17 protein-coding genes and 1 pseudogene are annotated in these 24,775 nt (G+C 71.1%); 10 read left to right on the top strand and 8 right to left on the bottom strand.

Annotation, left to right across the window (positions count from 1 at the left end; all coding sequences use genetic code 11):
• Nucleotides 1–23: 23 nt before the first annotated feature.
• Entirely contained in the window at nucleotides 24–1,412 is a 1,389-nt protein-coding gene (locus tag AB0472_RS06645; protein ID WP_366354074.1) for a PLP-dependent aminotransferase family protein, read from the bottom strand.
• A 74-nt stretch (nucleotides 1,413–1,486) separates the two neighbouring features.
• Between AB0472_RS06645 and AB0472_RS06640 the strand changes: the two genes are divergently transcribed.
• The 4 genes from AB0472_RS06640 to metG all read left to right on the top strand — a co-directional run bounded on the left by AB0472_RS06640 (nucleotide 1,487) and on the right by metG (nucleotide 7,835).
• Nucleotides 1,487–2,275 carry an alpha/beta hydrolase gene (locus AB0472_RS06640; protein WP_366353947.1) on the top strand — a complete coding sequence of 263 codons (789 nt, stop codon included), beginning with the start codon at nucleotides 1,487–1,489 and terminating at the stop codon, nucleotides 2,273–2,275.
• A 115-nt stretch (nucleotides 2,276–2,390) separates the two neighbouring features.
• Nucleotides 2,391–4,346, top strand: coding sequence for an FUSC family protein (locus tag AB0472_RS06635; RefSeq protein ID WP_366353945.1), 1,956 nt, complete (start codon nucleotides 2,391–2,393; stop codon nucleotides 4,344–4,346).
• A gap of 278 nt (nucleotides 4,347–4,624) precedes the next feature.
• On the top strand, nucleotides 4,625–5,989 hold the full coding sequence (locus AB0472_RS06630) for a VWA domain-containing protein (RefSeq protein WP_366353943.1): 1,365 nt from the start codon (nucleotides 4,625–4,627) through the stop codon (nucleotides 5,987–5,989).
• 127 nt (nucleotides 5,990–6,116) lie between these two features.
• Nucleotides 6,117–7,835, top strand: a complete 1,719-nt coding sequence (gene metG / locus AB0472_RS06625) for a methionine--tRNA ligase (protein WP_366353941.1) — start codon at nucleotides 6,117–6,119, stop codon at nucleotides 7,833–7,835.
• 84 nt (nucleotides 7,836–7,919) lie between these two features.
• Here the strand turns inward: metG and AB0472_RS06620 are convergent.
• Nucleotides 7,920–8,501 (bottom strand): annotated as a pseudogene (locus AB0472_RS06620) (hypothetical protein); the annotation flags it as partial.
• Between the two features lie 200 nt (nucleotides 8,502–8,701).
• On the opposite strand from AB0472_RS06620, the gene AB0472_RS06615 reads away from it, so the two are divergent.
• Together AB0472_RS06615 and AB0472_RS06610 are read left to right on the top strand one after the other, a co-directional pair.
• Entirely contained in the window at nucleotides 8,702–9,178 is a 477-nt protein-coding gene (locus tag AB0472_RS06615) for a hypothetical protein (RefSeq protein WP_366353939.1), read from the top strand.
• A gap of 126 nt (nucleotides 9,179–9,304) precedes the next feature.
• Nucleotides 9,305–10,714 carry an FG-GAP repeat protein gene (locus AB0472_RS06610; RefSeq protein WP_366353937.1) on the top strand — a complete coding sequence of 470 codons (1,410 nt, stop codon included), beginning with the start codon at nucleotides 9,305–9,307 and terminating at the stop codon, nucleotides 10,712–10,714.
• Between the two features lie 75 nt (nucleotides 10,715–10,789).
• On the opposite strand, the gene AB0472_RS06605 is transcribed toward AB0472_RS06610, so the two are convergent.
• Both AB0472_RS06605 and aspS read right to left on the bottom strand, forming a co-directional pair.
• Entirely contained in the window at nucleotides 10,790–11,707 is a 918-nt protein-coding gene (locus tag AB0472_RS06605) for an intradiol ring-cleavage dioxygenase (protein ID WP_366353935.1), read from the bottom strand.
• 141 nt (nucleotides 11,708–11,848) lie between these two features.
• Nucleotides 11,849–13,612 (bottom strand): aspartate--tRNA ligase, encoded by a 1,764-nt coding sequence (gene aspS / locus AB0472_RS06600; RefSeq protein WP_366353933.1) that lies wholly within the window; start codon nucleotides 13,610–13,612, stop codon nucleotides 11,849–11,851.
• Nucleotides 13,613–13,786: 174 nt separating this feature from the next.
• On the opposite strand from aspS, the gene AB0472_RS06595 reads away from it, so the two are divergent.
• Nucleotides 13,787–15,898, top strand: a complete 2,112-nt coding sequence (locus tag AB0472_RS06595) for a SpoIIE family protein phosphatase (RefSeq protein ID WP_366353931.1) — start codon at nucleotides 13,787–13,789, stop codon at nucleotides 15,896–15,898.
• Nucleotides 15,899–15,919: 21 nt separating this feature from the next.
• Here AB0472_RS06595 and AB0472_RS06590 read toward each other — a convergent pair whose 3' ends face one another.
• The 4 genes from AB0472_RS06590 to AB0472_RS06575 form a co-directional block, all read right to left on the bottom strand.
• On the bottom strand, nucleotides 15,920–16,951 hold the full coding sequence (locus tag AB0472_RS06590) for an AI-2E family transporter (RefSeq protein ID WP_366353929.1): 1,032 nt from the start codon (nucleotides 16,949–16,951) through the stop codon (nucleotides 15,920–15,922).
• Nucleotides 16,952–17,165: 214 nt separating this feature from the next.
• Nucleotides 17,166–18,143: a pirin family protein gene (locus AB0472_RS06585; protein WP_366353927.1), complete on the bottom strand. Its 978-nt coding sequence runs from the start codon at nucleotides 18,141–18,143 to the stop codon at nucleotides 17,166–17,168.
• Nucleotides 18,144–18,256: 113 nt separating this feature from the next.
• Complete coding sequence (locus tag AB0472_RS06580) at nucleotides 18,257–20,212, bottom strand: Ig-like domain repeat protein (protein WP_366353925.1); 1,956 nt, start codon at nucleotides 20,210–20,212, stop codon at nucleotides 18,257–18,259.
• A gap of 258 nt (nucleotides 20,213–20,470) precedes the next feature.
• Entirely contained in the window at nucleotides 20,471–20,953 is a 483-nt protein-coding gene (locus AB0472_RS06575; RefSeq protein ID WP_366353923.1) for an SseB family protein, read from the bottom strand.
• Between the two features lie 176 nt (nucleotides 20,954–21,129).
• On the opposite strand from AB0472_RS06575, the gene AB0472_RS06570 reads away from it, so the two are divergent.
• The 3 genes from AB0472_RS06570 (at nucleotide 21,130) to AB0472_RS06560 (ending at nucleotide 24,664) form a co-directional block, all read left to right on the top strand.
• The gene (locus AB0472_RS06570) at nucleotides 21,130–22,956 is read left to right on the top strand and encodes an acyl-CoA dehydrogenase (RefSeq protein WP_366353922.1); all 1,827 of its coding nucleotides are present in this window, start codon (nucleotides 21,130–21,132) and stop codon (nucleotides 22,954–22,956) included.
• Nucleotides 22,957–23,039: 83 nt separating this feature from the next.
• On the top strand, nucleotides 23,040–24,338 hold the full coding sequence (locus tag AB0472_RS06565) for a M18 family aminopeptidase (protein ID WP_366353920.1): 1,299 nt from the start codon (nucleotides 23,040–23,042) through the stop codon (nucleotides 24,336–24,338).
• Nucleotides 24,339–24,415: 77 nt separating this feature from the next.
• Complete coding sequence (locus AB0472_RS06560; RefSeq protein ID WP_366353918.1) at nucleotides 24,416–24,664, top strand: DUF6458 family protein; 249 nt, start codon at nucleotides 24,416–24,418, stop codon at nucleotides 24,662–24,664.
• Nucleotides 24,665–24,775: the final 111 nt, after the last annotated feature.

The following is a 24,775-nucleotide window of genomic DNA, read 5'->3' as shown; positions in this document are numbered from 1 at the left end:
ACCGGCGGTTACGCCGACACCACCTACAGGGTGCCGGACTGCGACGGCCTGCCGGACCGACCGTCCGCCGGGGGCCGTCGCGGACCGCGCGCCGCGAGGGCGGCCAGCGTCCGCAGCGACCCCGCCAGTTCCGGCTCCGCGGCCGACGCGAGCCCGAGCCGTACCGCGTCCGGCGTCCGCTTCGGGTCGACGCGGAAGGCGGTACCCGGCGTGACCGCGATCCCGTGGGCGGCCGCGGCCGCCGTGAACCCGTCCGCCCGCCACGGCTCGGGCAGCTCCCACCAGGCGAAGTACCCGTGCGGATCGGCGTGTACGGCGAACCCGGCCAGCGCCTCGCGGACCAGCCGCTGCCGACGTGCGGCCTGCTCCCGCTTGGCCGCCACGAGCCGCGCCACGGTCCCGTCCCCGATCCAGCGCACCGCCGCCTCCAGCGCGAACGTCCCCGCGCTCCATCCCCCGGACCGCACCGCCGCCGCCACCGCGGCGACCCGGTCCTCGGGTACGACGGCGAACCCGGCGGTGAGACCGGGCGCGACCCGCTTGGAGAGTCCGTCGACGAGATGGACGAGCCGCGGCGCCAGGGCGGCGAGCGGCGGCGGCCCGGGGTCGCGGTGCAGGAACGACCAGATCCGGTCCTCCACGACCGGCAGCCCCAGGTCGTCCACCACCCGCGCGAGGTGCAGGCGGCGCTCGGCCGGGACGGTCACCGACGTCGGGTTGTGCAGGGTCGGCTGGAGATAGAGCGCGGAGAGCGGCGCGGCGCGGTGCACGGCGAGCACGGACTCGGCGACGGGCCCGTCCCCGTCCGCCCGCACCGGGACGAGCGTGATGCCGAGCCGCCCGGCGATCTCCTTGACCAGCGGATACGTCAGCGGTTCCACCCCGACCCGGCCGCCCGGCCGCACCAGGGACCCCAGGGTGGCGGCGATCGCCTGCCGGGCGTTGCCGGTGAACAGGACGCGGCCGGGGTCGGGGTGCCAGTCACCGGTGGCGAGCAGCGCGGCGGCGGCCTCCCTGGCGTGCGGGGTGCCGTCGGCGGCGGCCGGCCGGAGGGCGCCGGTGAGCGTGTCCGGCCGCAGCAGCGGGGCGAGGGCCGGGGCCAGCAGCTCCGACTGACCGGGCACGGACGGGTAGTTGAGCTCCAGGTTGACGCGCGCGGCACCGCCGCCGGCCTCGACCAGCGCCCGCCCCTGCGGCGCGGCCTGTGCGGCCCGCACGAACGTCCCCCGCCCGACCTCGCCCACCACCAGCCCGCGCCGCACGAGTTCGGCGTACACCCGCCCGGCGGTCGAGGCGGCGATCCCGTGCCGTCGCGCGAACGCCCTTTGTGGAGGCAGGCGTTGCCCGGCCCGCAGCCGCCCCCGCGCGATGTCCAGCGCGATCCGGTCGGCGATACCCCGGAAGTCGTCCACGGTCCCCCCGCTCATTGCACCGAGAGCAAAGATTTTATTGCACCGAGGAGTTGCGGGTCCCTAGGGTCGTCCGCATGCCCCCCTTCCTCGCATACGACGACAATGACCCGCATACCGCGCGAACCCCTCTCCTCCTCGTCCACGGCCACCCCTTCGACCGCACGATGTGGCACCCCCAGCACACCGCCTTCGCCGCCACCCGCCGGGTGGTCGCCCCCGACCTGCGCGGTTACGGCGCCTCCCCGGTCACCCCCGGCCGCACCCCGCTCTCCCGCTTCGCGGCGGACATCGGGGAACTCCTCGACACGCTGGGCGTACGGACCTGCGTGGTCGCCGGCCTGTCGATGGGCGGCCAGATCGCGATGGAGTGCTACGACCGCCTCGGCCCCGAACGCGTCCGGGGCCTGGTGCTGGCCGACACCTTCGCCGACCCGGAGACCCCCGGAGGCAGACGGGCGAGGAACGCCATGGCCGACCGGCTCCTGCGCGAGGGCATGCGCGGCTACGCCGACGAGGTCCTGGAGAAGATGGTCGCCCCGGACGCCCACCCCGACGTGAAGGCACACGTCCACCGCATGATGACGGCCACCCACCCCGAGGGCGCCGCGGCGGCCCTGCGCGGCCGCGCCGAACGCCCCGACTACCGGCCCGTGCTGGCCGCTGCGACGGTCCCCGCCCTGGTCGTGGTCGGCGCGGCCGACGAGTACACCCCGGTCTCCGACGCCGAGGCGATGCACGCCCTCCTGGCCGACTCCGCCCTCCGGATCATCGCCGGGGCGTCCCACCTGCCCAACCTGGAGCGGCCCGAGGAGTTCAACCGGGCGCTGGGGGAGTTCCTGGCCCGGGTGGACGGGGAAGCGTGATCCCGCGCACCGCGCGACACCCCTCCCACCCCGGTCCCGCACCCGGCCGACACCGGCCGGCGGGCCCTCGTCGTGGACATCACGTGCCACCGGCACAAGCACTGATAATGACCGCATGTCCCGCGAGTTCCCGATCGGCCTCAACCCTCCCGACTGGCTGGTAAGGAATCTCCGGCCCCAGCAGGCCGCCCCCCTCAACCGGGCCGCCCTCGCCCGCGCGGCGCTCGCCATGAGCCTCCCGCTCGCCGTCGGCCTCGCGGCCGGCCGGCCCGCGTACGGGGCACTGGCCTCGATGGGCGCCCTGTCCGGGGTCATCGGCGACACCGCCGACGCCTACCGGATGCGGATCCTCAACATCGCCGTCCCGCAGCTCTTCGGCGCCGTCGGCGTCACCGCCGGCTCGCTGGTCTACGGCCAGGGCTGGCTCACGGTCGCCGTGATCACCGGCATCGCGCTGCTCTCCGGGATGATCTCGACGATCGGCGCGGTGTCCTCCGTCTCCGGCCTGCTGCTCCTGCTCAACTCCGTCATCGGCGCGGGCCTGCCGCTGCCCGGCGCCTGGTGGCTCACCCCGGTGCTGATGACCGGCGGCGGCCTGCTCGTCCTGCTGTTCGCCCTGCTCGCCTGGCCGCTGCGCTCGGGCGTACCCGAGCGCGCGGCGGTCGCCGCCACCTACCGCACGGTCGCCGACCTGCTGTCCGTCAGCGACGGCGAGGACGACGAGGCGTACGACGGCGCCCGGCACGCCGTCACCCAGTCGCTGAACCAGGCGTACGACCTGATCCTGGCCCGGCGCACCCGGTACCGCGGTCGCAACCGTGAACTCACCCGGATGCTGGCCCAGTTGAACGCGATCACGCCGGTCGTGGAGGCCGCACCGGCCGTGCGCCTCGCCCGCCGCGCCGGCAAGCCGCTGCCGCCCGAGGTCCCGGCGGCGGTCCTGCGCATCGCCGACGCCGTCGAGACCGGCTACACCGGCCCGGCAGGGCTGGACCTGCCCGAGCCCCGCAACGAGACGGGCCGCGCCGTCGACCACGCCCTGCGGCACGTCGCCGAGGTCGCCACCGCCCCGGACGTCGATCCACGCGGCATCGACGACCGCCTGGGCCGCCCCGCCGCCCTCCGTATCCGCACCGCGCGGGCCGCCCGCAACGTCGTCCTCTCCGCCAACTCCCGGCGCTACGGCATCCGCCTCGCGCTGTGCATCGGCATCGCACAGGCCCTGGTCTCCCTCGTGCCCGTCCCGCGCTCCTACTGGGTCGCCCTCACCGTCACCTTCGTCCTCAAGCCCGACTTCGGCTCGGTCTTCTCCCGGGCGCTGCTGCGCGCGCTCGGCACGGTGGTGGGCCTGGTGGTGGCCGCGACGGTCCTCGCCGTCGTACCGCGCGGCTGGTGGGACGTGCCGGTGATGATGGTCCTGGCGCCGCTGGTCCCGGCGCTGACCCCCCGGGGCTACGGCTTCCAGACCGCCGCCATCACCCCGGTCATCCTGCTCCTCTCCGACAACCTGAACCACCAGGGCACGGCGCTGCTCCTGCCCCGGCTCCTCGACTCCCTGATGGGCTGCGGGATCGCGCTGGTCGCCGGGTACCTGCTGTGGCCGGAGAGCTGGCGCACCCGGGTCGGCGACCGGCTGGCCGACGCGGTCGCGGACACGGCCGCCTATGTCGAGCTGGCCTTCAGACCGGGGGCGGAACCCGCCGCCCGGGCCCGGCTGCGGCGCCGTCTCTACCGTGACCTGTCCGTGGTCCGCACGGAGTTCCAGCGCGCCCTGACGGAGCCGCCGCCCACCGGCCGCCGGGCGGCGGCCTGGTGGCCCCTGGTCGTCGCCGTGGAACGCATCGTCGACGCGACGACGGCGGCCCGGGTCCGGGTCCGGCACGGAGCACCGCCCCCGGAGCGGGCCGAGGTCGACCAGGTGACCCGGCAACTGCGCGAGCTGGCGGAGGGTGTCCGCCGCTCCGAGACCCTGGTCGCGGTCCGCACGGACCTCACGGGCCCGCCGGACAGCGTCCTGGAACCGCTGCGCCAGGAGGTGGCGGCGGCCAGAGCCATCGCCTCACCGCACTAGTGCGGCCGGTCACCCTCGCCATACTTTACTATCGCCTTACGAATTCCTGATGTGAGCTTGACGCCGGATACCGGCCCCGCACACCCGAACACCCCCCGAACGAACGGGAGATGAACCGAACGCACCCGAGGGGGCCGGGCAACGGGCTGGGACTCGACCGCCGTACGCCCGACAGGAGTCATCGACCCTCCCCAAGATCGCAACCTGGGGCCGCTAACCTTACGTGTCCGTCCTGGCCAGCGATTGACGGGTATCAACTCACGCGAAGGGTTGCGCACATGGGCATTCTCACTCTCCTGCGGAACGCATTCGGCAGGTCGCGAAAGCCGCGCCCTGCCGAGGCAGAGGGTGCGGACCAGCTCCCTTCGCAGTCGAAGCAGCAAGCACCGGCACCGGCAGCCGAAGCATCGGCAGCGGTTCCGGAGCCCCGCCCGGCGACGTCGGAGGAGCACGATCTGGTCTCGGCCGCCTTCGACAACGTCACGGTTCCGAAGCAGGCGACCCGCCTGATCGAGCCGGAGGTCGACCTCAAGCCCGAGCCCGACACCACCCCCGACCCGGTGATCAAGGTCGAGGCCGAGGTCGTGCTGGAGCCGACGACACCGACGGAAACCCTGGCCCCGACACCCCCGGCCGAGGAAACAACCCCGGCCCCGGAACCCACATCGGAGCCGGCCGCCGAAACCACCCCGGACCCGGCGGCCGAAACCGAGCCGGAACCCACCCCGGACCCGGCGGCCGAAACCGAGCCGGAACCCACCCCGGACCCGGCGGCCGAAACCGAGCCCGAGCCGGTCGCCGAGGCCGTCACGGAACCAACCTCCGACCCGGTCGCCGAAGCCACCCCGGAACCCGCCCCCGACCCGGTCGAGGCTCCGGCCGAGACCGCCGCCCCGGAGCCCGCCGCGGCCGCCGACGGCGAGTCCGCCCCGCAGGGGCCACCCGCACCCGACGACGAGACCGTCACGGGTGGTGCGGGTGGGAACACGACGGCCGAAGGCGAAGCCGAGGCCACGGCACCCGGCGACGCCGCGACGTCCGCCCTCGCCAAGGCCGGCCTCACCGGCACCCAGGCCGCCACCTACCTCGTCCTCGACCGCTCCGCGAGCATGCGCGGCTACTACAAGGACGGCTCCGCCGCGGCCCTCGCCGACCAGACCCTCGCCCTCGCCACCCGCCTCACCCCGGACGGCGAGACCCCCTCCGTGCACGTCGTCTTCTTCTCCACCGAGCTCGACGGCACCACCGACCTCACCCCCGCCTCCCCCGAGAACGCGATCGACGAGGCCCACGCCGGTCTCGGCCGCATGGGCCGTACCAGCTACCACGCCGCCGTCGAATCCGTACTCGCGCACTACGACGAGCACCACGGCAAGGCCGGCACCCCCGCCCTCGTCGTCTTCCAGACCGACGGCGCCCCGGACGCGAAGACCCCGGCCACCCAGTCCCTCACGGACGCCGCGAAGTCCCATCCCTCGGTCTTCTTCTCCTTCGTCGCGTTCGGCGAGCACGAGAACAAGGCCTTCGACTACCTCCGCAAGCTGAAGACCGACAACACGGCCTTCTTCCACGCGGGCCCGACCCCCCTGGAGCTCACGGACGCGGAGCTGTACGACGGCCTCCTGATCGACTGGCGCCCGTAAGCCCCACCCGCACACCCATGCCGCCCGCTTCTCACCCAATAAAACGGGAAGCGGGCGGCATACACATGTCGGCTACGATTTCAAGGTTCGCAATAACAGCAACAGACCGACCTGGGAGCAGCCCCCGATGGCTCGACACCTCATCACCAGCGCCCTTCCGTACATCAACGGGATCAAGCACCTGGGCAACATGGTGGGGTCCATGCTCCCGGCGGACGTGTACTCCCGGTACCTCCGCCAGCGCGGCCACGACGTCCTGTACATCTGCGCCACGGACGAGCACGGCACCCCCGCCGAGCTCGCGGCGAAGGAGCAGGGCCTCCCGGTGGACGAGTTCTGCGCCCAGGCGCACGACGCGCAGAAGGCGGTCTACGACGGCTTCGCACTCGCGTTCGACTACTTCGGCCGGAGCTCCTCCCCCGAGAACCGCGAGATCACCCAGCACTTCGCCCGCCGCCTGAACGAGAACGGCTTCATCGAGGAGCGGTCGATCCGCCAGGTGTACTCCCCGGTCGACGGCCGCTTCCTCCCGGACCGCTACGTCGAGGGCACCTGCCCGCACTGCGGCTACGACAAGGCCCGCGGCGACCAGTGCGAGAACTGCACCCGCGTCCTGGACCCGACCGACCTGATCAACCCGCGCTCGGCGATCTCCGGCTCCACCGACCTGGAGATCCGCGAGACCAAGCACCTCTTCCTGCTCCAGTCCAAGCTGGAGAACGAGGTCCGCGAGTGGGTCTCCAAGCACGACAAGGACTGGCCGCAGCTGGCCTCCTCGATCGCCCACAAGTGGCTGACCGAGGGCCTGCACGACCGCGCGATCACCCGCGACCTGGACTGGGGCGTGCCGGTCCCGGCCGACACCTGGCCGGAGCTGGCGGCCGAGGGCAAGGTCTTCTACGTCTGGTTCGACGCCCCGATCGAGTACATCGGCGCGACGAAGGAGTGGGCCGACCAGGACCCGGAGAACCGCGACTGGAAGTCCTGGTGGTACGACGTCGACACCGACGTCCGCTACACGGAGTTCATGGCGAAGGACAACGTCCCCTTCCACACGGTGATGTTCCCGGCCACCGAGCTCGGCGTCCGCGAGCCGTGGAAGAAGGTCGACTACGTCAAGGCCTTCAACTGGCTGACGTACTACGGCGGCAAGTTCTCCACCTCGCAGAAGCGCGGCGTCTTCACCGACCAGGCCCTCGACATCCTGCCCGCCGACTACTGGCGCTACTTCCTCATCGCCAACGCCCCCGAGTCGGACGACTCGTCCTTCACCTGGGAGCACTTCACGGCGACGGTGAACAAGGACCTGGCCGACACCCTCGGCAACTTCGTCAACCGCGTCCTGTCGTTCTCGAAGAAGCGCTTCGGCGACGACGTCCCGGCCGGCGGCACCCCCGGCGAGGCGGAGGCGAAGCTCGGCGGGGAGATCGCCGCGCTCCTCGCCGAGTACGAGTCCCACATGGAGTCCCTCCAGTTCCGCAAGGCCGCCGCGGCCCTGCGTGCCCTGTGGTCGGCCGGCAACTCCTACCTTGAGGAGAAGGCCCCCTGGCTGGAGATCAAGACCGACAAGGACGGCGCGGCCCTGACCCTGCGCACCGCGATGAACCTGATCCACCTCTACGCGGTGGTCTCGGAGCCCTTCATCCCGGCGACGGCGAAGACGATGCGCGAGGCGTTCGCCCTCGCCGACGACACCGCGGCCTGGGTCACCGCCGACGAGGCGAGGGCACTGACCGCCGTCCCGGCGGGCACCCCCTTCACCGTGCCCCCGGTCCTGTTCGCGAAGCTCACGGACGAGGACCTGGAGACGTACAAGGAGCGCTTCGGCGGCGAGCCCACCGCATAACCCCACGCCCCACGCCCACCCCGAAGGGCCGGCAGGAGCACCCCTCCCGCCGGCCCGGGTCCGCCGAGATGCGGCCGACCGCTCTCAGCTCGCGGTCAGCACCCCCGCCGACAGGGTCGGCGTCCGGTTCACGGTCGTCCTGATCTTCTTGGAGTTGGCAGCGTTGTAGGCGGCGACGAGGTCGGTCGTCGTGCCGTTGACGAGGTTGCCGCCGCCCGCGGCCGAGCCGGTGCCGTCGCCGCTCAGGAGCTTGGCGACCGTGACGGAGCCGGGCATGGTCCAGACGTTGTTCTGGGCCACGACCTGCGCCTGGGCGCGCGAGTTGATGCTGTACTGCAGGGTGTAGCCGTTGAGCGGCGTGACGTCGTAGACGTTGTTGTAGAGGTGCACCTGGCTCACGCGGGTCAGCAGGGTGACGCGCAGCTTGCCGCTCGGTTCGCTGTCGCTGCCGCCGATCAGCATCGTCTTGTCGTGGCTGGTGGACTGGTTGTGCTCGAGACGACGTTCGCGACCTGCTTCTTCTGCGCGGCGGCGCGGGCCGACTCCTGGGTGCCGGAGGGCAGCTCGGCCCGGCCGTACGTCGACGGGTCGAACGCCCTCAGGTAGGCGGACAGCGAGTACCCCGTGCCGGCCGCGTAATCGGCGCAGGTCGGCCGCGGGGGAGTCCTCACGTACTTCCGAAATGCTGGGCAGGGCCCGACGGGACGGGCCTCACTCCTCTGTGGTTGTGGAGATCGGAAAGGTTGTCGTGAAGTTCTCCGCAGTGTGGTGCCCATCCCGGGAGCGAGCGGCGAAAGTTGACCGGGGCAGCCGTTCTCCGACGCCCCGACAGCCGCATGTCCACAACACATCCGTATGGTTTCGCCATGGCAATCCCAGATCTCATCCCGATCGCCTACGAGCCCCATGGCCGTACCGAGGCCATCGGTCACTACACCGGCGGGCAGTTCCTGGCGTCGGTCACCTACGCGTTCCCCGAGGGGTTCCGGCTCGACGAGGGCTGGGAGGAGCGGAAACGGCTCTACTCGGTGCTGCATCTCTTCGACGCGGAGGGCAACTACAGCGACTCGCAGATCTGGTGTGCGGGCAGCTGGGCCGAGCAGCAGCTCGATCCGGACGGCGCCGACTCCGTGCTGGCACGGGCCCGCGCCCACCTGGCGGGCATGTTGCGCAGCCTGCCGAGGCGGACGTACAAGGACATCGCCATACGCCCGTTCCAGCTCAGGGTCGACGGCGTGTTCTTCGGCCTGGTGGCGAAGGACGACGAGGACGGCGGCTGGGCCGAGCTCTACCCGGACCACCTGGGCTTCGGCGAGCCCTGGGACGGCCGGTACGACACCTGACCGGCATGGACACGCCCAACTGCTGGTAAAGTCCGTCCACTTGCGTCAGGGCGGGGGAGCGAGCGGGGTGGGATCGCGTACGCCCTTGCCGATGGGGCAGTCGGTGAATCCACAGGGGGGTCACTCATGCGCAGATGGAGTGCGGTCGCGTTCGTGGCCGCCGCTCTGGTCGGCGGCGTCCTGCTGCCGGCCGTCCCGGCCGCCGCCGTACACGGCGCCGTGCCCGGTGACTTCAACGGCGACGGCTACCGCGACGCGGTCCTGCCCGCGCCGGGCGCGAACGTGTCCGGCAAGGAGGGCGCGGGCGCGGTCGTCGTGCTGTACGGCTCCGCCTCCGGGCTGTCGACGAGCCGCCGGAAGACCATCACCCAGAACACCGCCGGTGTGCCGGGTGTCAGCGAGGCCGGCGACGGCTTCGGGTCCGCCACCGCCACCGCCGACCTGAACCGGGACGGCTACGCCGACCTGGTGGTCGGAACGCCGTACGAGGACACCTCGAAGGGCACCGAATCCGGTGCGGTGACCGTGCTCTGGGGCAGCAGGAGCGGCCTGACGAGCGGCACGGACCTGCCGTCGCCGTACTCCTCCCCGTCGCACTACGGCGAGGACGTCGCCGCGCTCGGCCTCGGCGCCGGGTCGAAGACGCGGGTGGCGGTCGCCGGCGGGGACGGGACCGTGACCTTCGGCGGACCGTTCAGCCGGACGGGCACGTTCGGATCCGCCGTCCACAACGACGACACGGCGTCCCCTCTTTCTGTCGCGCTCGGCGATTTCAACGGCGACGGCGTGCCCGACCCCGCCTCGTCCACCGACCGGCTCAGCGGCCTGAGCGGCGGCGAGATCTACACGACCGCCGCCTACGGCGATGCGCTCAAGGGCAACGGCCTGATCACGGCCTCCGGCGACATCAACGGCGACGGATACGCCGACCTCGTGGCCGGCGACCCGGACGAGCCGGAAAAGGCGGGCGTGGACGGAGCGACGGGCGGCCGCATCCTCGTCTGGTACGGCTCCGCCACGGGTATCTCGCCGGCCACGACGCCCGCGCAGATCACGCAGAACACGGCCGGCGTCCCCGGCGCGAGCGAGAAGGACGACAACTTCGGCGCGTCGCTGGCGGTGGCCGACCTCAACCGGGACGGCCTCGCGGACATCGTGATCGGATCGCCGTACGAGGGCCTGGCCAAGAGCCGGGCGGGTCAGGTGACCGTGGTCCCCGGCCGCCGCAGCGGCGCCCTCGGCACCGGCTCCTACTCCTTCTCCCAGGACACCGCGGGCGTCCCCGGCGCCTCCGAGACCGACGATTTCTTCGGTACGACGGTCTCGGTCGGGGACGTCGACAAGGACGGCAAGCCAGAGCTGTTCGTCGGCGCGGCGGGCGAGAACAACTTCACCGGTGCCGTGTGGGTCTTCCCCGGCGGCTCCACCCGGCCGACGGCCTCCGGCAGCCGCGTCATCACCGCACACGCGGTCGGCCTCACGCAGACATCGTTCCCCACCCTTCTGGGCGGCAACGGACTGCTCTCGGTGATCTGAACACTCCGCACACGCGGAAGGCGCCCGGGGCCCTTCTTCCTCAACCCCGGGCGCCGGCCTCAGGGACTGTCGACGTCAGCCGTTGTTCGTCTCGTCCGGTTCGACGCCCAGGGTCAGGTGGCCGCGGACACCGCGGGCGATGTGGTGGCGGTCGTACCTGAGGTAGAGCAGGCCGCCCTCGTGCCCGTTGTCCGGGTAGATGGTGTCCTCGTCGAGGGTGGTGCGGGTGGTGGTGTTGCTCGCGTACGGCTCCACCTGGGCCGACAGCAGCACCGACTTCTCGTCGAAGAACAGCTGGCCCGTGTGGCAGGTGTGGCCGCCCTCGTAGCCCGCGTCCGTCCACGCGCCGTCCACGTGCACCTTGACGTGGATGTGGACGCACCGGCCCTGGTACCAGCCGGGGAAGACGGTCTTGAAGGTGACCTGCCCGTGCCGGTCGGTGTGCCAGGTGCCGCGCAGGTAGCGGGTGTCGTCGGTCGGCTCCTGGTGGCCGCCGCCACTACCGGGCGGGGGCCCGGTCGGGGTGCCGGTGGGCGCGTCGGTCGGCGCGTCGGTGGGCGGGGTGCCGCCACCGCCGCCGCTGCCCATCCCCTCGTACCCGGAGTAGATGCCTGACGCGTTGCAGTGCCAGATGTCCACGGCCGCGTTCCTGAGCGGCCGGCAGGTCTCCGCGTCGATCACCTTGAGGGTGAGGTGCAGGGGGATGCCCTCCTGGTCCTCGGTGACGTCCTGGCGGAGCTTGTCCGCGTCGATGTAGTACGGGCCCTCGACGAGCTCGGAGGTCAGCGTGTAGCAGGCACCTTCCGAGGCCGAGGACGAGGCCCCGGTTCCGGCGCCGGTCGCCGCGGCGGCGGTGCCGTCGGTCGCCGCGAAGGCGCTGCCGACGCCCACCGCGGTGACGGCCGCACTACCCGCCGCCAGCACCGTACGGCGGGCCAACTTCCCTCTGTCGTCCGGGGATCGGGGGTCCGTGGGGGTGTGGGTGTCTGTCATGGTCAGGGACCGTAGACAAGACCGGACCGGTGCGAACATCGGAGAGAGCTGTGAATGCGCGGTGCGCAGCCGAAAGGCTCGAAACCGACGCCGGTTTCGAGCCTTTCCTTCAGCTGTGCTGGTACTGCGTGCCTGTGTGCCCTACTTCGGCTGCGGCTTCCGGACGGAGATGTGCAGCTCGCGCAGGCGGGACTCCTCCAGCTCGGTCGGGGCGCCCATCATCAGGTCCTGGGCGTTGCCGTTGAGCGGGAAGGCGATGGTCTCGCGGATGTTGGGCTCGTCGGCGAGGAGCATCACGATGCGGTCGACGCCCGGGGCGATGCCGCCGTGCGGGGGGGCGCCGAAGCGGAACGCGCGGAGCATGCCGGCGAACTCGCGCTCGACGGTCTCCTCGTCGTAGCCGGCGATGCCGAAGGCCTTGAGCATGATGTCGGGCTCGTGGTTCCGGATGGCGCCGGAGGACAGCTCGACGCCGTTGCAGACGATGTCGTACTGCCAGGCGAGGATGTCCAGCGGGTCCTGGGTCTCCAGGGCCTCCATGCCGCCCTGGGGCATGGAGAACGGGTTGTGCGAGAAGTCGATCTTCCCGGTGTCCTCGTCCTTCTCGAACATCGGGAAGTCGACGATCCAGCAGAACCGGAAGACGTCCTCCTCGAAGTGCCCGGAGCGCTTGGCCGCCTCGACCCGGACCGCGCCCATGATCTTGGAGACCTCGTCGAAGTCGCCCGCGCCGAAGAAGACGGCGTGCCCGGCGGCCAGCTGGAGCCGCTTGGTGAGCTCGGCGACGTTGTCCTCGGTGAGGAACTTGGCGATCGGGCCGGTCAGCGAGCCGTCCTCGCCGACGCGGACCCAGGCCAGGCCCTTGGCGCCCTGCGAGACCGCGTAGTCACCGAGCTGGTCGAAGAACTTGCGGGGCTGGTCCTGGACCGCCGGGACCGGCAGCGCGCGCACGTGCTTGCCGGCGAAGGCCTTGAACTCCGAGCCCTCGAAGATGTCGGTGATGTCGACGAGCTCCAGCTGGGCGCGGAGGTCCGGCTTGTCGGAGCCGTACTTCAGCATCGCCTCGCGGAACGGGATCCGCGGGAAGGGCGAGGTGACGTGGCGGCCGTTGCCGAACTCCTCGAACAGCTCGGTCATGAGCTGCTCGATGGGCCGGAAGACGTCCTCCTGCTCGACGAAGCTCATCTCGACGTCGAGCTGGTAGAACTCGCCCGGCGAGCGGTCGGCGCGGGCGTCCTCGTCGCGGAAGCAGGGCGCGATCTGGAAGTAGCGGTCGAAGCCGGAGATCATCAGCAGCTGCTTGAACTGCTGCGGGGCCTGCGGCAGGGCGTAGAACTTGCCCGGGTTCAGGCGGGAGGGGACCACGAAGTCACGGGCGCCCTCGGGGGAGGTCGCGGTGAGGATCGGGGTGGCCATCTCGTTGAAGCCGAGGGCGACCATCTTGTGGCGGATGGCGGAGATCACGGCCGTACGCAGCATGATGTTGCGGTGCATGCGCTCGCGGCGCAGGTCCAGGAAGCGGTACTCCAGGCGCCGCTCCTCGTTGACCCCGTCCTCGGTGTTGATCGTGAACGGCAGCGGGGCGGCCGCGCCGAGCAGCTCGACCTCGCCGACCTCGACCTCGACCTCGCCGGTGGGCAGGTCGGCGTTGATGTTCTCGGTTCCACGTGAAACAACGCGGCCGTCGACGCGGACCGTGGACTCCTTGGAGAGCTTGTCCAGGGCCTCGTACGCGGGGGTGCCGGGGCGGGCGACGAGCTGCGTGATGCCGTAGTGGTCGCGCAGATCGATGAAGAGGATGCCGCCCAGGTCGCGCCGATTGTGCAGCCAGCCACTCAGCCGGACGTCGGTGCCGACGTCAGAGGCGCGGAGCTGGCCGCAGGTGTGGGACCTGTACCGATGCATCGTCGGGTGTTCCTCTTCTTCGTCTTCGTGGTCTGCCGAGGTGCTCTCCTCGACCGGGACGGGCACGGGGCCCGGACCCATCAAGGGTACCGGGCAGCCAAAGATCGGCTCCCCACCATTAATGCGGCCCCGAAACAGTGGCACTCTCCGATCCCATCTTCTTAAAGTAGGGCAATGCGAACTGGCGAGCCCCTGCCCGCCGTGGAGGACGTGCTCGCCGCCCTCGCGACCGGGCTGTGGCACTGGGACACCGCCACCGGGCTGGTCACCGCGGACGCGGAGGCGGCCCGGCTGATCGGGCTGCCGGCCGAGGCGTCCGTGCTGTCGGAGGCCCTGGTCCGGTCGCGTTTCCACCCCGTGGACTGGAACGAGAACACCAGCATCACCCGGCTGGCCGCGGTGGAGGGCACCCTCGGGGAGGTCCGGCTGCGGGTGATGGACGAGCAGGGTCACCTGATCCGCACCGTACGCAGCCGTTTCCGGCCGGTGTACGACTCCGCGGAGCGCGTGTACCGGGTGACCGGCACCATCCAGGAGGTCTCCGAACCGTCCCCCGGCACCGCCGTGCAGCATCCGGTCACCGGCGACTGGCGGCGTTCCCGGGAGGCGTTCCTGCTGGACGCGGGCCGGGCGCTGGCCGAGGCGCGGTCCACGGAGGAGGTGCTACGGGTCGCGGGGGGCCTGTCGATGCCCGGGTTCTCCCCGGACGGGCTGGTCGTCTTCGGGGTCAAGGGCGACCGGCTGATGATGATCGGCCACCACGGCCAGCAGATCGACGAGGACAGCCCCTTCACCAGCATGCCGCTGGACACGGACTACCCGGCGGCCGAGGTGGTGCGGACCGGCCGGGCCGTCTATCTCTCCTCCGCCGACCAGTACAGGTCCCGCTACCCGGTGACCTGGCCGCTGGCCGAACGCTTCGGCCGCCAGTCGTGGGCCTTCCTGCCGTTGACCGTGGCCGGGCGGACCATGGGTGCCTGGATGGCGGGCTTCACCTACCAGGTCTCCTTCACCCCGGACGAGCGGTCGGTGCTCACCACGGTGGCCCGGATGCTGGCGCAGGCCCTGTCCCGGGCCGGCATCGCCGACTCGGAGCGGGAGCTGACGGACGGCCTGCAGCGCTCCATGCTGCCGACGCTGGGCCCCGAGATACCCGGCATGGACGCGGCCGCCCGCTACATACCGACCGGCGGCGGGCTTCAGGTGGGCGGCGACTGGTACGACATCATCCCGCTGCCGTCCGGCCGGCACGCCCTGGTCATCGGCGACGTCCAGGGCCATGACGTACGGGCCGCGGGGCTGATGGGCCAGCTGCGGATCGCGCTGCGCGCCTACGCCGCCGAGGGCCACCGCCCGGACGCGGTGCTCTCCCGGGCCTCCCGTTTCCTGCACGGGATCACCTACGCCGAGGACGACGCCGACCTGCGGTTCGCGACCTGCCTGTACGTCGAGGCGGATCCGGCGACCGGGGTGCTGGAGATCGCCCGTGCGGGCCATCCCGACCCGGCGATCCGGATGGCCGACGGCACGGTGCTGCGGCGTCCGACGGCGGGCGGGCTGCCGCTGGGCATCGACCCGGACGCCGACTATCCGACGACGCGGTTCGCCCTCGAACCCGGCGAGACCATGATGATCTGCACCGACGGGCTGATCGAGACCGGCGGCCACGACATGGAGAGCGGCTGGCAGCGGATCCGGGCGATCATGGAGGAGCACGGCGACGGCGACCTGGAGAAACTGGCCGACGGGCTGGTCCAGGCCGTGCACGGGCCCTCCTCGCATCACACCACCGGGCCGCTGGCCGACCGCCGCGAGGACGACATCGCGGTCCTGCTGCTGTCCCGGCCGGGCACCGGCCGCGGCGACGAGCTGCCGACCGTACGGCCGCGGGTCCGCCGCACCCTGCTGTCGGTGGCCCAGGACGAGCCCGAGCGGGTCGCCGAGGCCCGTCAGCACGTGCGCGAGCTGCTGCACGACTGGCGTTCGCCCGACCAGGTCGAGTCGGCGGTGCTGCTGGTCTCCGAGATGCTCACGAACGTCCTCGTCCACACCGACGCGGACGCGCTACTGCTCGCCGAGGTCTCCGGCCAGGCCCCCGAACGGCGGCTGCGGGTCGAGGTCACGGACGCCGGCGACGACCTCCCGCACAAGCGCCGCCCCGGCGAACTGGCTTCCTCCGGCCGCGGCCTGGTCCTGACCGAGATCCTGGCGGACGCCTGGGGGGTCGACCCGCGCGGGCAGGGCAAGAGCATCTGGTTCGAGCTGTACGAGGCCGGCAGGGCGTAGCGGGGCGCCGGCCGGCCGCGGCTAACCGGTGGCGTAGCGGGCGTGCAGTTCGTGTACGACCCCGAAGGCGGCCGCGGTGAGCGGTACGGCCAGCAGCATGCCCAGGATCCCGGCGACGGAGGCGCCGGCCGTGATGGTCAGCATCACCACCGCCGGGTGCATCTGCACGGTCCGGCTCTGGATCATGGGCTGCAGCACGTGCCCCTCCAGCACCTGTACGGCGAGTACGACGCCCAGCGCCCACAGCGCGATGACGAAGCCGCGGTCGGCGAAGGCGACCAGGACGGCGACCGCGCCGGAGATGAAGGCGCCGAGGTAGGGGATGTAGGCGCCGACGAGGACGAGCGCGCCGAGCCCGACAGCTCCCGGTACGCGCAGGACCAGCAGGCCGACGGTGATGCAGACGGCGTCGATGAAGGCGATGACGGTGGTGCCGCGCATGAACCCCTCGATGCCCTCGAAGGCCCTGCGGGCCATCGCCTCGACCATGTCGGCGCTGGCGCCGGGCGCCAGGGCCCTGAGGGTGCCCACGACCCGGTCCGAGTCGCGCAGGAAGAAAAAAACGAGCAGCAGCGCGAGGACGGCCATGGCGATGCCCTCGCCGACCACGCTGACACCGCTGATGACGTTGGAGGCGGCGGTGCCGCCGAACTTGCCGAGCAGGTCCTTGGCGCTGCCGGCCAGGTCGCCGACCGAGGTCCCGGCGGCGCCGAAGTGCCTGGCGAGGGACTTCGCGGCCTGCTTGAGGGAGGCGACGATCTGGTCGCCGGTGTCGACGAGGGCCGCGACCACGATGTAGACGGCACCGCCGGTCACGGCGACGACCGCGACGCAGGTGAGGCCGGCGGCGAGGGAGCGGTGCACGCCGACCCCTACGAGCCGCCGGTGCAGCGGGCCGAGCAGGGCGGTGCCGAGCAGGGCGAGCAGGACCGGGGTGACCGCGGTGCGGAACTCGGAGCAGAGCCGGATGCCGACGTAGCCGACGCCGGCGGCCAGCAGCAGCACGGCACACCATGCGGCGAAACGGCGTACGGGCTCGGGCAACAGCTGCACGAGTCCCAGCGGACCATGCGAGGCCGACGGATGCCCCGCCGTACGCCCCCCACCGGGTGAACGCACCCCGGCCGCCGTACCACGGGGCTCCGCCCCCTGACCCCCAACGTCTCCGCCCACCCACCCCCGCCTCGGCCGGTGAAGAAGCGGGGTCGGGTGGGGGCAGGCGGAAGGCCCGGGGCGGGGTTGCGCCGGGCCTTTCGGGGGGTGTCGGTTATGCCTGCGGGCCGGTCTCCGTCATGCCGTGGACCGCAGGGATCGTGCCCAGGCGGCCCTTCTGGAAGTCCTCGAAGGCCTGCATGAGCTCGTCCTTGGTGTTCATGACGAACGGGCCGTAGTGGGCCATCGGCTCGCGGATCGGCTCGCCGCCGAGCAGCACGACCTCCAGGTCCGGCGTGTGCGAGTCCTGCTTCTCGTCCGCGCGGACGGTGAGGGAGGAACCCGCGCCGAAGACGGCGGTCTGGCCGAGGTGGATCGGGCGGCGCTCGGCGCCCACCGAGCCCCTGCCGGCCAGCACGTAGGCGAGGCCGTTGAAGTCCTCGCGCCAGGGCAGGGTGACCTCGGCGCCGGGGGCGACGGTCGCGTGGATCATCGTGATCGGGGTGTGGGTGATGCCGGGGCCCGCGTGGCCGTCCAGGTCGCCCGCGATGACGCGCAGCAGCGCACCGCCGTCGGGGGTGGTCAGCAGCTGCACCTGGCCGCCGCGGATGTCCTGGTACCTGGGCGCCATCATCTTGTCCTTGGCGGGGAGGTTCACCCACAGCTGGAGGCCGTGGAAGAGACCGCCGGACATGACGAGGGACTCCGGCGGGGCCTCGATGTGGAGGAGGCCGGAGCCGGCCGTCATCCACTGGGTGTCGCCGTTGGTGATGGTGCCGCCGCCGCCCTGGCTGTCCTGGTGGTCGAAGATGCCGTCGATGATGTAGGTGACGGTCTCGAAGCCGCGGTGCGGGTGCCAGGGGGTGCCCTTGGGCTCGCCCGGCGCGTACTCCACCTCACCCATCTGGTCCATCATGATGAACGGGTCGAGGTGGCGGTAGTTGATCCCCGCGAACGCCCGGCGCACCGGGAAACCCTCGCCCTCGAAACCGCTCGGCGCGGTCGTCACGGCGAGCACGGGACGGGCCACGGCGTCGGCCGGTGCGGCCACCCGAGGCAGGGTGAGCGGGTTCTCGACGGTCACTGCAGGCATGTTGGCTCCTCCTTGTGCGCCCACTTTAGTTGAGCGTTGAACTTTCTGCCACCCCCAACGGAGAAGGCCCGGAGGACATTCCCTCCGGGCCCGGTCGTTCCCCGATCGGTGGATCAGTTGCTGAAGTAGAGGTAGTTCCACGCACCGTAGGTCGTGGAGTTCACGGTGTCGCCGGACGAGCCGTTGACGTACACCGACCGCATCCGCGCCCGGATGCCGGACTCGCCGGGGGCGTCGAACTGCACGGCCGTCCTGCCGTTGGTAGCGAGCCTGAAGTACTCCGAGTCCGTCTGGTACCACTTCCCCTGGTAGTAGATCTCCAGGTCCAGGCGGTGCTCACGGCCCGGGTAGTACGTCATGGTCGTGTTGAACACCGGGCCGGTGTTCTTGTGGAACCAGCGGTACGACGTCGAGCCGATCTTCGCCGTCTTGTAGTACTTGGACAGCGAGGTGGAGATCTTGACCCGGGCGTACGCCGTGGCCTTCACGGTCTTGGGCGCGTAGCGGCCGTCCCCGTCGAAGACCGCGGAGACCGCCGTGTCCCGGGTCATGTCCACCCAGGCGGTGAGGTTCCCGTGGGAGTCCACCTTGCCGGACTTGATCAGCTTCTTGGCCTTGTCGCCGCCGAAGGGGTCGGCGTAGATCTTGACCGAGCGGTTCTTGTACGTCGTCCCCAGGTGCGCGGTGAACTTCACGTCGGCGCCGTAGTTGTACAGCTTGCCGTTGTTGTTCAGGCTCAGGCTCGTGCCCGCGCGGGAGACCGCGACCTTGTCGGAGGCGGTGGCCCCGGTGTGGCCGGCGTCGCCCGCGTACGTCACCTTGTAGGTCACCGTGCCGCCGGCCGGCGGGGTGTCGGCGAAGGAGTACGTGCCGTCCGCCTTGACGGTGACGGCCGCGAGCGCCTTCCCACCGGGGCTCTCGACGTCGGTACGGGTCACGGAGAGCTTGGCGCCGGACGGCAGCGGGACCGTCGCCGAGAGCTTGCCGGTGACGGTGAGCTTCTTGGCGCGGGCCGCCGAGCTCGGGGCGTTGACCGTGAGCGTCGGCACGTTGAGCGTCGGCTGGGTCAGGGCCTTGAGCGTGAAGCTGCTGCCGTTCGGCACCAGCGCGAAGATCCGCGAGGAGTCCGGCGCCCAGCGCAGGTTTCCGACGGCGTAGTCGGTGGAGCCGGCGGAGTAGGTGCGCAGCGGCTTGGTGGCGTCGGGCCGGTAGACCGCGACCTTGCCGGCGTTGAACTGGGCGACCAGTCCGTTCGGCGCGATGTCGGCACCCCACGCGCCGGGGTAGGAGCCGGCCTTGCTGAACCTGCCGTCCGCCCACCCGTCCCGGTCGGTGCCGTTGACGAGCACCTGGTCGGCGCCGGGCACGAGGTCGATGTCCGCGATGCCGCTGTTCAGGGTGTAGTCGCCGAAGTACCAGGCGGTGGCCTTGGGGGCGCCGTCCGACACGTCGAGGATGGCCATGGAGTCGGTGGAGTCGCCGCCGGTCTGACCGACGGCCAGGACGCCCGGCCGGTTCGGGTCGGTGTCCAGCAGTGCCGGGCCCCAGAGGCCGACGGAGGTGCCGTCGGTCGGGAACTGCGCCATCGCCACCGGGTCGGTCCCGCCGGCCGGGTCCACCGACGGGTCGATGGAGCCGATGTCGCCGTCCCACTGGTCGCCGTACGAGAACCACGCCTTGCCGCCGGTGAAGGCCAGGTGGCGGGGGCCGGTGTCGGTCGGGATGCTGTACGTCGTCCGCACATCCAGCGTGGCCGGGTCCAGGGCGAGGATCTGGTGGGTGTTGGGCAGGGCCGCGTACAGAGTGCTGCCGTCGTCCGAGAGGACCAGGTCGCTGACGCTGCCGAGGCCGGCGTTCGAGTCGACAAGGGTGCCGTTGTAGTCCGAGGCGAGGATGCGGCCGTTCGCCGCGTCGCCGACGAACACCCGCTGGAGCGGGCCGTCCACGACGAACCCGCCGATGTTGGTGACGGTGGTGCCGGCCGCCGAGGCGGTCCCCGCCGCCACGACGCTCAGCGCCGCCGAGCTGAAGACGACCGCGAGCGCCGTCGCGACCGAAGTGCTGCGCATGCGCACAGTGATGAAACCCCCAGTGAGAACCCGGGTTCGCCGGGCGGATGAGAGCGCCGCGCGACATCCGTGCACGACCGCGGAAAGAGCGGTTGCGCGCGGGGCGCGGCTGCCAGGGGGCAGCCTATGGCATGGCTGTGACAAACAGGTCCATGTTTTCAGAGGGCAGCGCCACATAAGGGGCGCGAGGAACTGCGCGACCGGCCACGACGGCGGCGCAGTCGACCGACGACCCGTCGCGGCACTCCCGGCGAAGCCTCAGCCGTACATCCGCCGCATCGCGAAGTCCACCATCTGCTCGACCGCCTTGGCGTCGAAGACCATCCGGTGCTCGCCCTCCATGTCCAGGACGAAGCCGTAACCGGTCGGGAGGAGGTCGATCACCTCCGCGCCGGTGATCACGAAGTACTTGGACTCCTTGCCCGCGTACCGGCGCAGTTCCTTCAGCGAGGTGAACATCGGGATCACCGGCTGCTGGGTGTTGTGCAGGGCCAGGAACCCGGGGTTGTCGCCGCGCGGGCAGTACACCTTGGACGTGGCGAAGACCTGCTGGAAGTCCTCGGCGGTGACCTGACCGGTGGTGAAGGCACGGACCGCGTCCGCGAGGGACGGCGGGGACGGCTCGGGATAGAGCGGCGCCTGCTGGCCGTAGCCGCCGAGTCCGCCCGGCATCTGCTGCTGCGGCTGGGCGTACTGCTGCTGCGCGGCCCCACCGTCCATGGGCTGGCCGTATCCATACATGCGCGCAAGCCTACCGAGACACGCGGCGTCCGCGAGAAGGTAGACCCTTCTCACACTTCACCCGGTGGGGGTTGCGTCTTATTACCGACGGGTAGCATCATCGGAGCTACTCGTTGGTATGTGAAAGCTTGCGCGAGGATTCAGTGCCTCGCCGATCCGGATACGGAGCCGTCACCATGGGGCACTACAAGTCCAATCTCCGCGACATCGAATTCAACCTGTTCGAAGTGCTCGGGCGCGACAAGCTGTACGGCACCGGCCCGTTCGGCGAGATGGACACCGACACCGCGAAGAGCGTCCTGGAGGAGCTGACCCGGCTCGCCGAGAACGAGCTCGCGGAGTCCTTCGCCGACGCCGACCGCAACCCCCCGGTCTTCGACCCGGAGACCAACACCGCCCCGGTCCCCGCGTCCTTCAAGAAGAGCTACAAGGCCTTCATGGACTCCGAGTACTGGCGCCTCGGCCTGCCGGAGGAGATCGGCGGCACGACCGCTCCCCCGTCGCTGATCTGGTCGTACGCGGAGCTGGTCCTCGGCGCCAACCCGGCCGTCTGGATGTACTCCTCCGGCCCGGCGTTCGCCCGCATCCTCTTCGAGGAGGGCACCGAGGAGCAGAAGAAGTGGGCGCAGCTCGCCGTGGACCGCACCTGGGGTTCGACCATGGTGCTCACCGAGCCCGACGCCGGTTCGGACGTCGGCGCCGGCCGCACCAAGGCGGTCCAGCAGGAGGACGGCTCCTGGCACATCGAGGGCGTGAAGCGCTTCATCACCTCGGGTGAGCACGACATGGAGGAGAACATCCTCCACTACGTCCTCGCCCGCCCCGAGGGCGCCGGCCCCGGCACCAAGGGCCTGTCCCTCTTCCTCGTCCCGAAGTACCTGTTCGACGTCGAGACCGGCGAACTGGGCGAGCGCAACGGCGTCTACGCCACCAACGTCGAGCACAAGATGGGCCTGAAGGCCTCCAACACCTGCGAGATGACCTTCGGCGACCGCCACCCGGCCAAGGGCTGGCTGATCGGCGACAAGCACGACGGCATCCGCCAGATGTTCCGGATCATCGAGTTCGCCCGGATGATGGTCGGCACGAAGGCCATCTCGACGCTCTCCACCGGCTACCTGAACGCGCTGGAGTACGCCAAGGAGCGCGTCCAGGGCCCGGACCTCGCGAACTTCCTGGACAAGACCGCGCCCAAGGTCACCATCACCCACCACCCCGACGTCCGCCGCTCGCTGATCACGCAGAAGGCGTACGCCGAGGGCATGCGCGCCCTCGTCCTCTACACCGCCTCGATCCAGGACGCGATCATGGTCAAGGAGGCGAACGGCGAGGACCCGAAGGCCGAGCACGCGCTCAACGACCTGCTCCTGCCGATCGTCAAGGGCTACGGCTCCGAGAAGGGCTACGAGCAGCTCGCCCAGTCGCTGCAGACCTTCGGCGGCTCCGGGTTCCTCCAGGAGTACCCGATCGAGCAGTACATCCGGGACGCCAAGATCGACACCCTGTACGAGGGCACCACCGCCATCCAGGGCCAGGACTTCTTCTTCCGGAAGATCGTCCGCAACCAGGGCGCGGCGCTGAACTCCCTCGCCGAGGACATCAAGAAGTTCCTGGCGCTGGGCACCGGTGGCGAGGAGCTGGCGGGTGCCCGCGAGCACCTCGCGAAGGCCGCCGTCGAGCTGGAGTCGATCGTCGGCCTGATGCTGACCGACCTCGCGGCCACCGAGCAGGACGTCAAGAACATCTACAAGGTGGGCCTCAACACCACCCGCCTGCTGCTCGCCTCGGGTGACGTGATCGTCGGCTACCTGCTCCTCAAGGGCGCCGCGATCGCCGCCGAGAAGCTGCAGACGGCGTCGAACAAGGACAAGGCGTTCTACACCGGCAAGATCGCGGCAGCGAAGTTCTTCGCGGCCAACGTGCTGCCGGCCGTCACCCTGGCCCGCAAGATCGCGGCCGACGTCGACCTCGACCTGATGGAGCTGGACGAGGCCGCTTTCTGACCCTCCCGGCCGACCGAGTCCGCCGCGGTGGCCCGCTCCCTCTCCGGGGGAGCGGGCCACCGTACGTCGTTAAGGTGAAGCACATGAGCGAACCCTCCCGCTTCGATCGCGGCCACACCGACGACCTGATGTCCTTCCTCGCTGCAGGCCCCACGCCGTACCACGCCGTGGCGAGCGCCGGCGCACGGCTGGAGAAGGCCGGTTTCCGGCAGGTCGCCGAGACGGACGCCTGGGACGGCACCGCCGGTGGCAAGTTCGTGCTGCGCGGCGGCGCGATCATCGCCTGGTACGTCCCGGAGGGCGTCGCGCCCCACACGCCGTTCCGGATCGTCGGCACCCACACCGACTCCCCCAACCTGCGGGTGAAGCCCCGTCCGGACACCGGGGCGCACGGCTTCCGCCAGGTCGCCGTGGAGATCTACGGCGGACCGCTCATGAACTCCTGGCTCGACCGGGACCTGGGCCTGGCCGGCCGGCTCAGCCTGCGCGACGGCTCCACCCGCCTCGTCGACGTGGACCGGCCGCTGCTGCGGGTGCCCCAACTCGCCATCCACCTCGACCGTTCGGTCAGCAACGAGGGGCTCAAGCTCGACAAGCAGCGCCACCTCCAGCCGATCTGGGGCCTCGGCGACGACGTCCGCGACGGCGACCTGATCGCCTTCCTGGAGCAGGAGGCGGGCCTGCCGGCCGGCTCGGTCACCGGCTGGGACCTGATGACCTACACCGTCGAACCGCCCGCCTACCTGGGCCGCGACCAGGACCTGCTGGCCGGCCCCCGGATGGACAACCTGCTCTCCGTGCACGCCGGTACGGCGGCGCTGGCGGCCGTGGCGACGGGCGGCGCCGAACTGCCCTGCATCCCCGTCCTCGCCGCCTTCGACCACGAGGAGACCGGCTCCCAGTCCGACACCGGCGCGGACGGCCCGCTGCTCGGCAGCGTGCTGGAGCGCTCGGTGCTGGCGCGCGGCGGGTCGTTCGAGGACCGGGCGAGAGCCTTCGCGGGCACCGTCTGCCTCTCCTCCGACACCGGTCACGCCGTCCACCCCAACTACGCGGAGCGGCACGACCCGACCCACCACCCCCGTCTCAACGGCGGCCCGATCCTCAAGGTCAACGTCAACAACCGCTACGCCACGGACGGTTCGGGCCGGGCGGTCTTCGCCGCCGCCTGCGAGAAGGCCGGGGTCCCGTTCCAGACCTTCGTCTCCAACAACTCGATGCCCTGCGGCACCACGATCGGCCCGATCACCGCGGCCCGGCACGGCATCCGGACCGTCGACATCGGCGCGGCCATCCTCTCCATGCACAGCGCCCGCGAACTGTGCGGCGCCGACGACCCGTTCCTGCTGGCGAACGCGCTGGTGGCGTTCCTGGAGGGCTAGTTGCACATGGCCCGCCCGTCCCTGGGTACCCGGAGTGGACCGGAACCACCACCGAACCTGAAGGGAAGGCAACGCTCATGGGGCTCGGCGGGTGCATCATCCTCATCGCCGTGGGGGCCATCCTCACGTTCGCGACCGACTGGCACATGAACGGCGTCAACCTCGACGTCGTCGGCCTGATCCTGATGGCCGTCGGCATCATCGGCGTCGCCACGTTCAGCAGCATCGCAAACCGCCGGCGCGTCATGGTGCCGCCGACGACCGTGGTCGAGGAGGAACGGCACCATCACCACCATGACGGATACGGCGACGGGTACGGCGTGTAACGGACACTGCGACACCCAAAGGGGCATCACGGGCAACCGTGAGCAATCCGTTACGGCTTTCAACTGCCGCATCTGTACAGATTTCGTGAAGACTTTCGATCACCGACGGGC

Origin of the sequence: Streptomyces sp. NPDC086777 (genome assembly GCF_040702065.1) — a bacterium.
GTDB lineage: Bacteria > Actinomycetota > Actinomycetes > Streptomycetales > Streptomycetaceae > Streptomyces.
This window is presented reverse-complemented; position numbering and strand designations above follow the sequence as displayed.

Bases quoted from the DNA above. Each gene is read 5' to 3' on its own strand.
- AB0472_RS06570 (WP_366353922.1), top strand. From the start codon at position 21,130: ATGGGGCACTACAAGTCCAATCTCCGCGACATCGAATTCAACCTGTTC.
- AB0472_RS06640 (WP_366353947.1), top strand. From the start codon at position 1,487: ATGCCCCCCTTCCTCGCATACGACGACAATGACCCGCATACCGCGCGA.
- AB0472_RS06615 (WP_366353939.1), top strand. From the start codon at position 8,702: ATGGCAATCCCAGATCTCATCCCGATCGCCTACGAGCCCCATGGCCGT.
- AB0472_RS06635 (WP_366353945.1), top strand. From the start codon at position 2,391: ATGTCCCGCGAGTTCCCGATCGGCCTCAACCCTCCCGACTGGCTGGTA.
- AB0472_RS06605 (WP_366353935.1), bottom strand. From the start codon at position 11,707: ATGACAGACACCCACACCCCCACGGACCCCCGATCCCCGGACGACAGA.
- AB0472_RS06595 (WP_366353931.1), top strand. From the start codon at position 13,787: ATGCGAACTGGCGAGCCCCTGCCCGCCGTGGAGGACGTGCTCGCCGCC.
- AB0472_RS06575 (WP_366353923.1), bottom strand. From the start codon at position 20,953: ATGTATGGATACGGCCAGCCCATGGACGGTGGGGCCGCGCAGCAGCAG.
- metG (WP_366353941.1), top strand. From the start codon at position 6,117: ATGGCTCGACACCTCATCACCAGCGCCCTTCCGTACATCAACGGGATC.
- AB0472_RS06580 (WP_366353925.1), bottom strand. From the start codon at position 20,212: ATGCGCAGCACTTCGGTCGCGACGGCGCTCGCGGTCGTCTTCAGCTCG.
- aspS (WP_366353933.1), bottom strand. From the start codon at position 13,612: ATGCATCGGTACAGGTCCCACACCTGCGGCCAGCTCCGCGCCTCTGAC.
- AB0472_RS06560 (WP_366353918.1), top strand. From the start codon at position 24,416: ATGGGGCTCGGCGGGTGCATCATCCTCATCGCCGTGGGGGCCATCCTC.
- AB0472_RS06610 (WP_366353937.1), top strand. From the start codon at position 9,305: ATGCGCAGATGGAGTGCGGTCGCGTTCGTGGCCGCCGCTCTGGTCGGC.
- AB0472_RS06630 (WP_366353943.1), top strand. From the start codon at position 4,625: ATGGGCATTCTCACTCTCCTGCGGAACGCATTCGGCAGGTCGCGAAAG.
- AB0472_RS06585 (WP_366353927.1), bottom strand. From the start codon at position 18,143: ATGCCTGCAGTGACCGTCGAGAACCCGCTCACCCTGCCTCGGGTGGCC.
- AB0472_RS06565 (WP_366353920.1), top strand. From the start codon at position 23,040: ATGAGCGAACCCTCCCGCTTCGATCGCGGCCACACCGACGACCTGATG.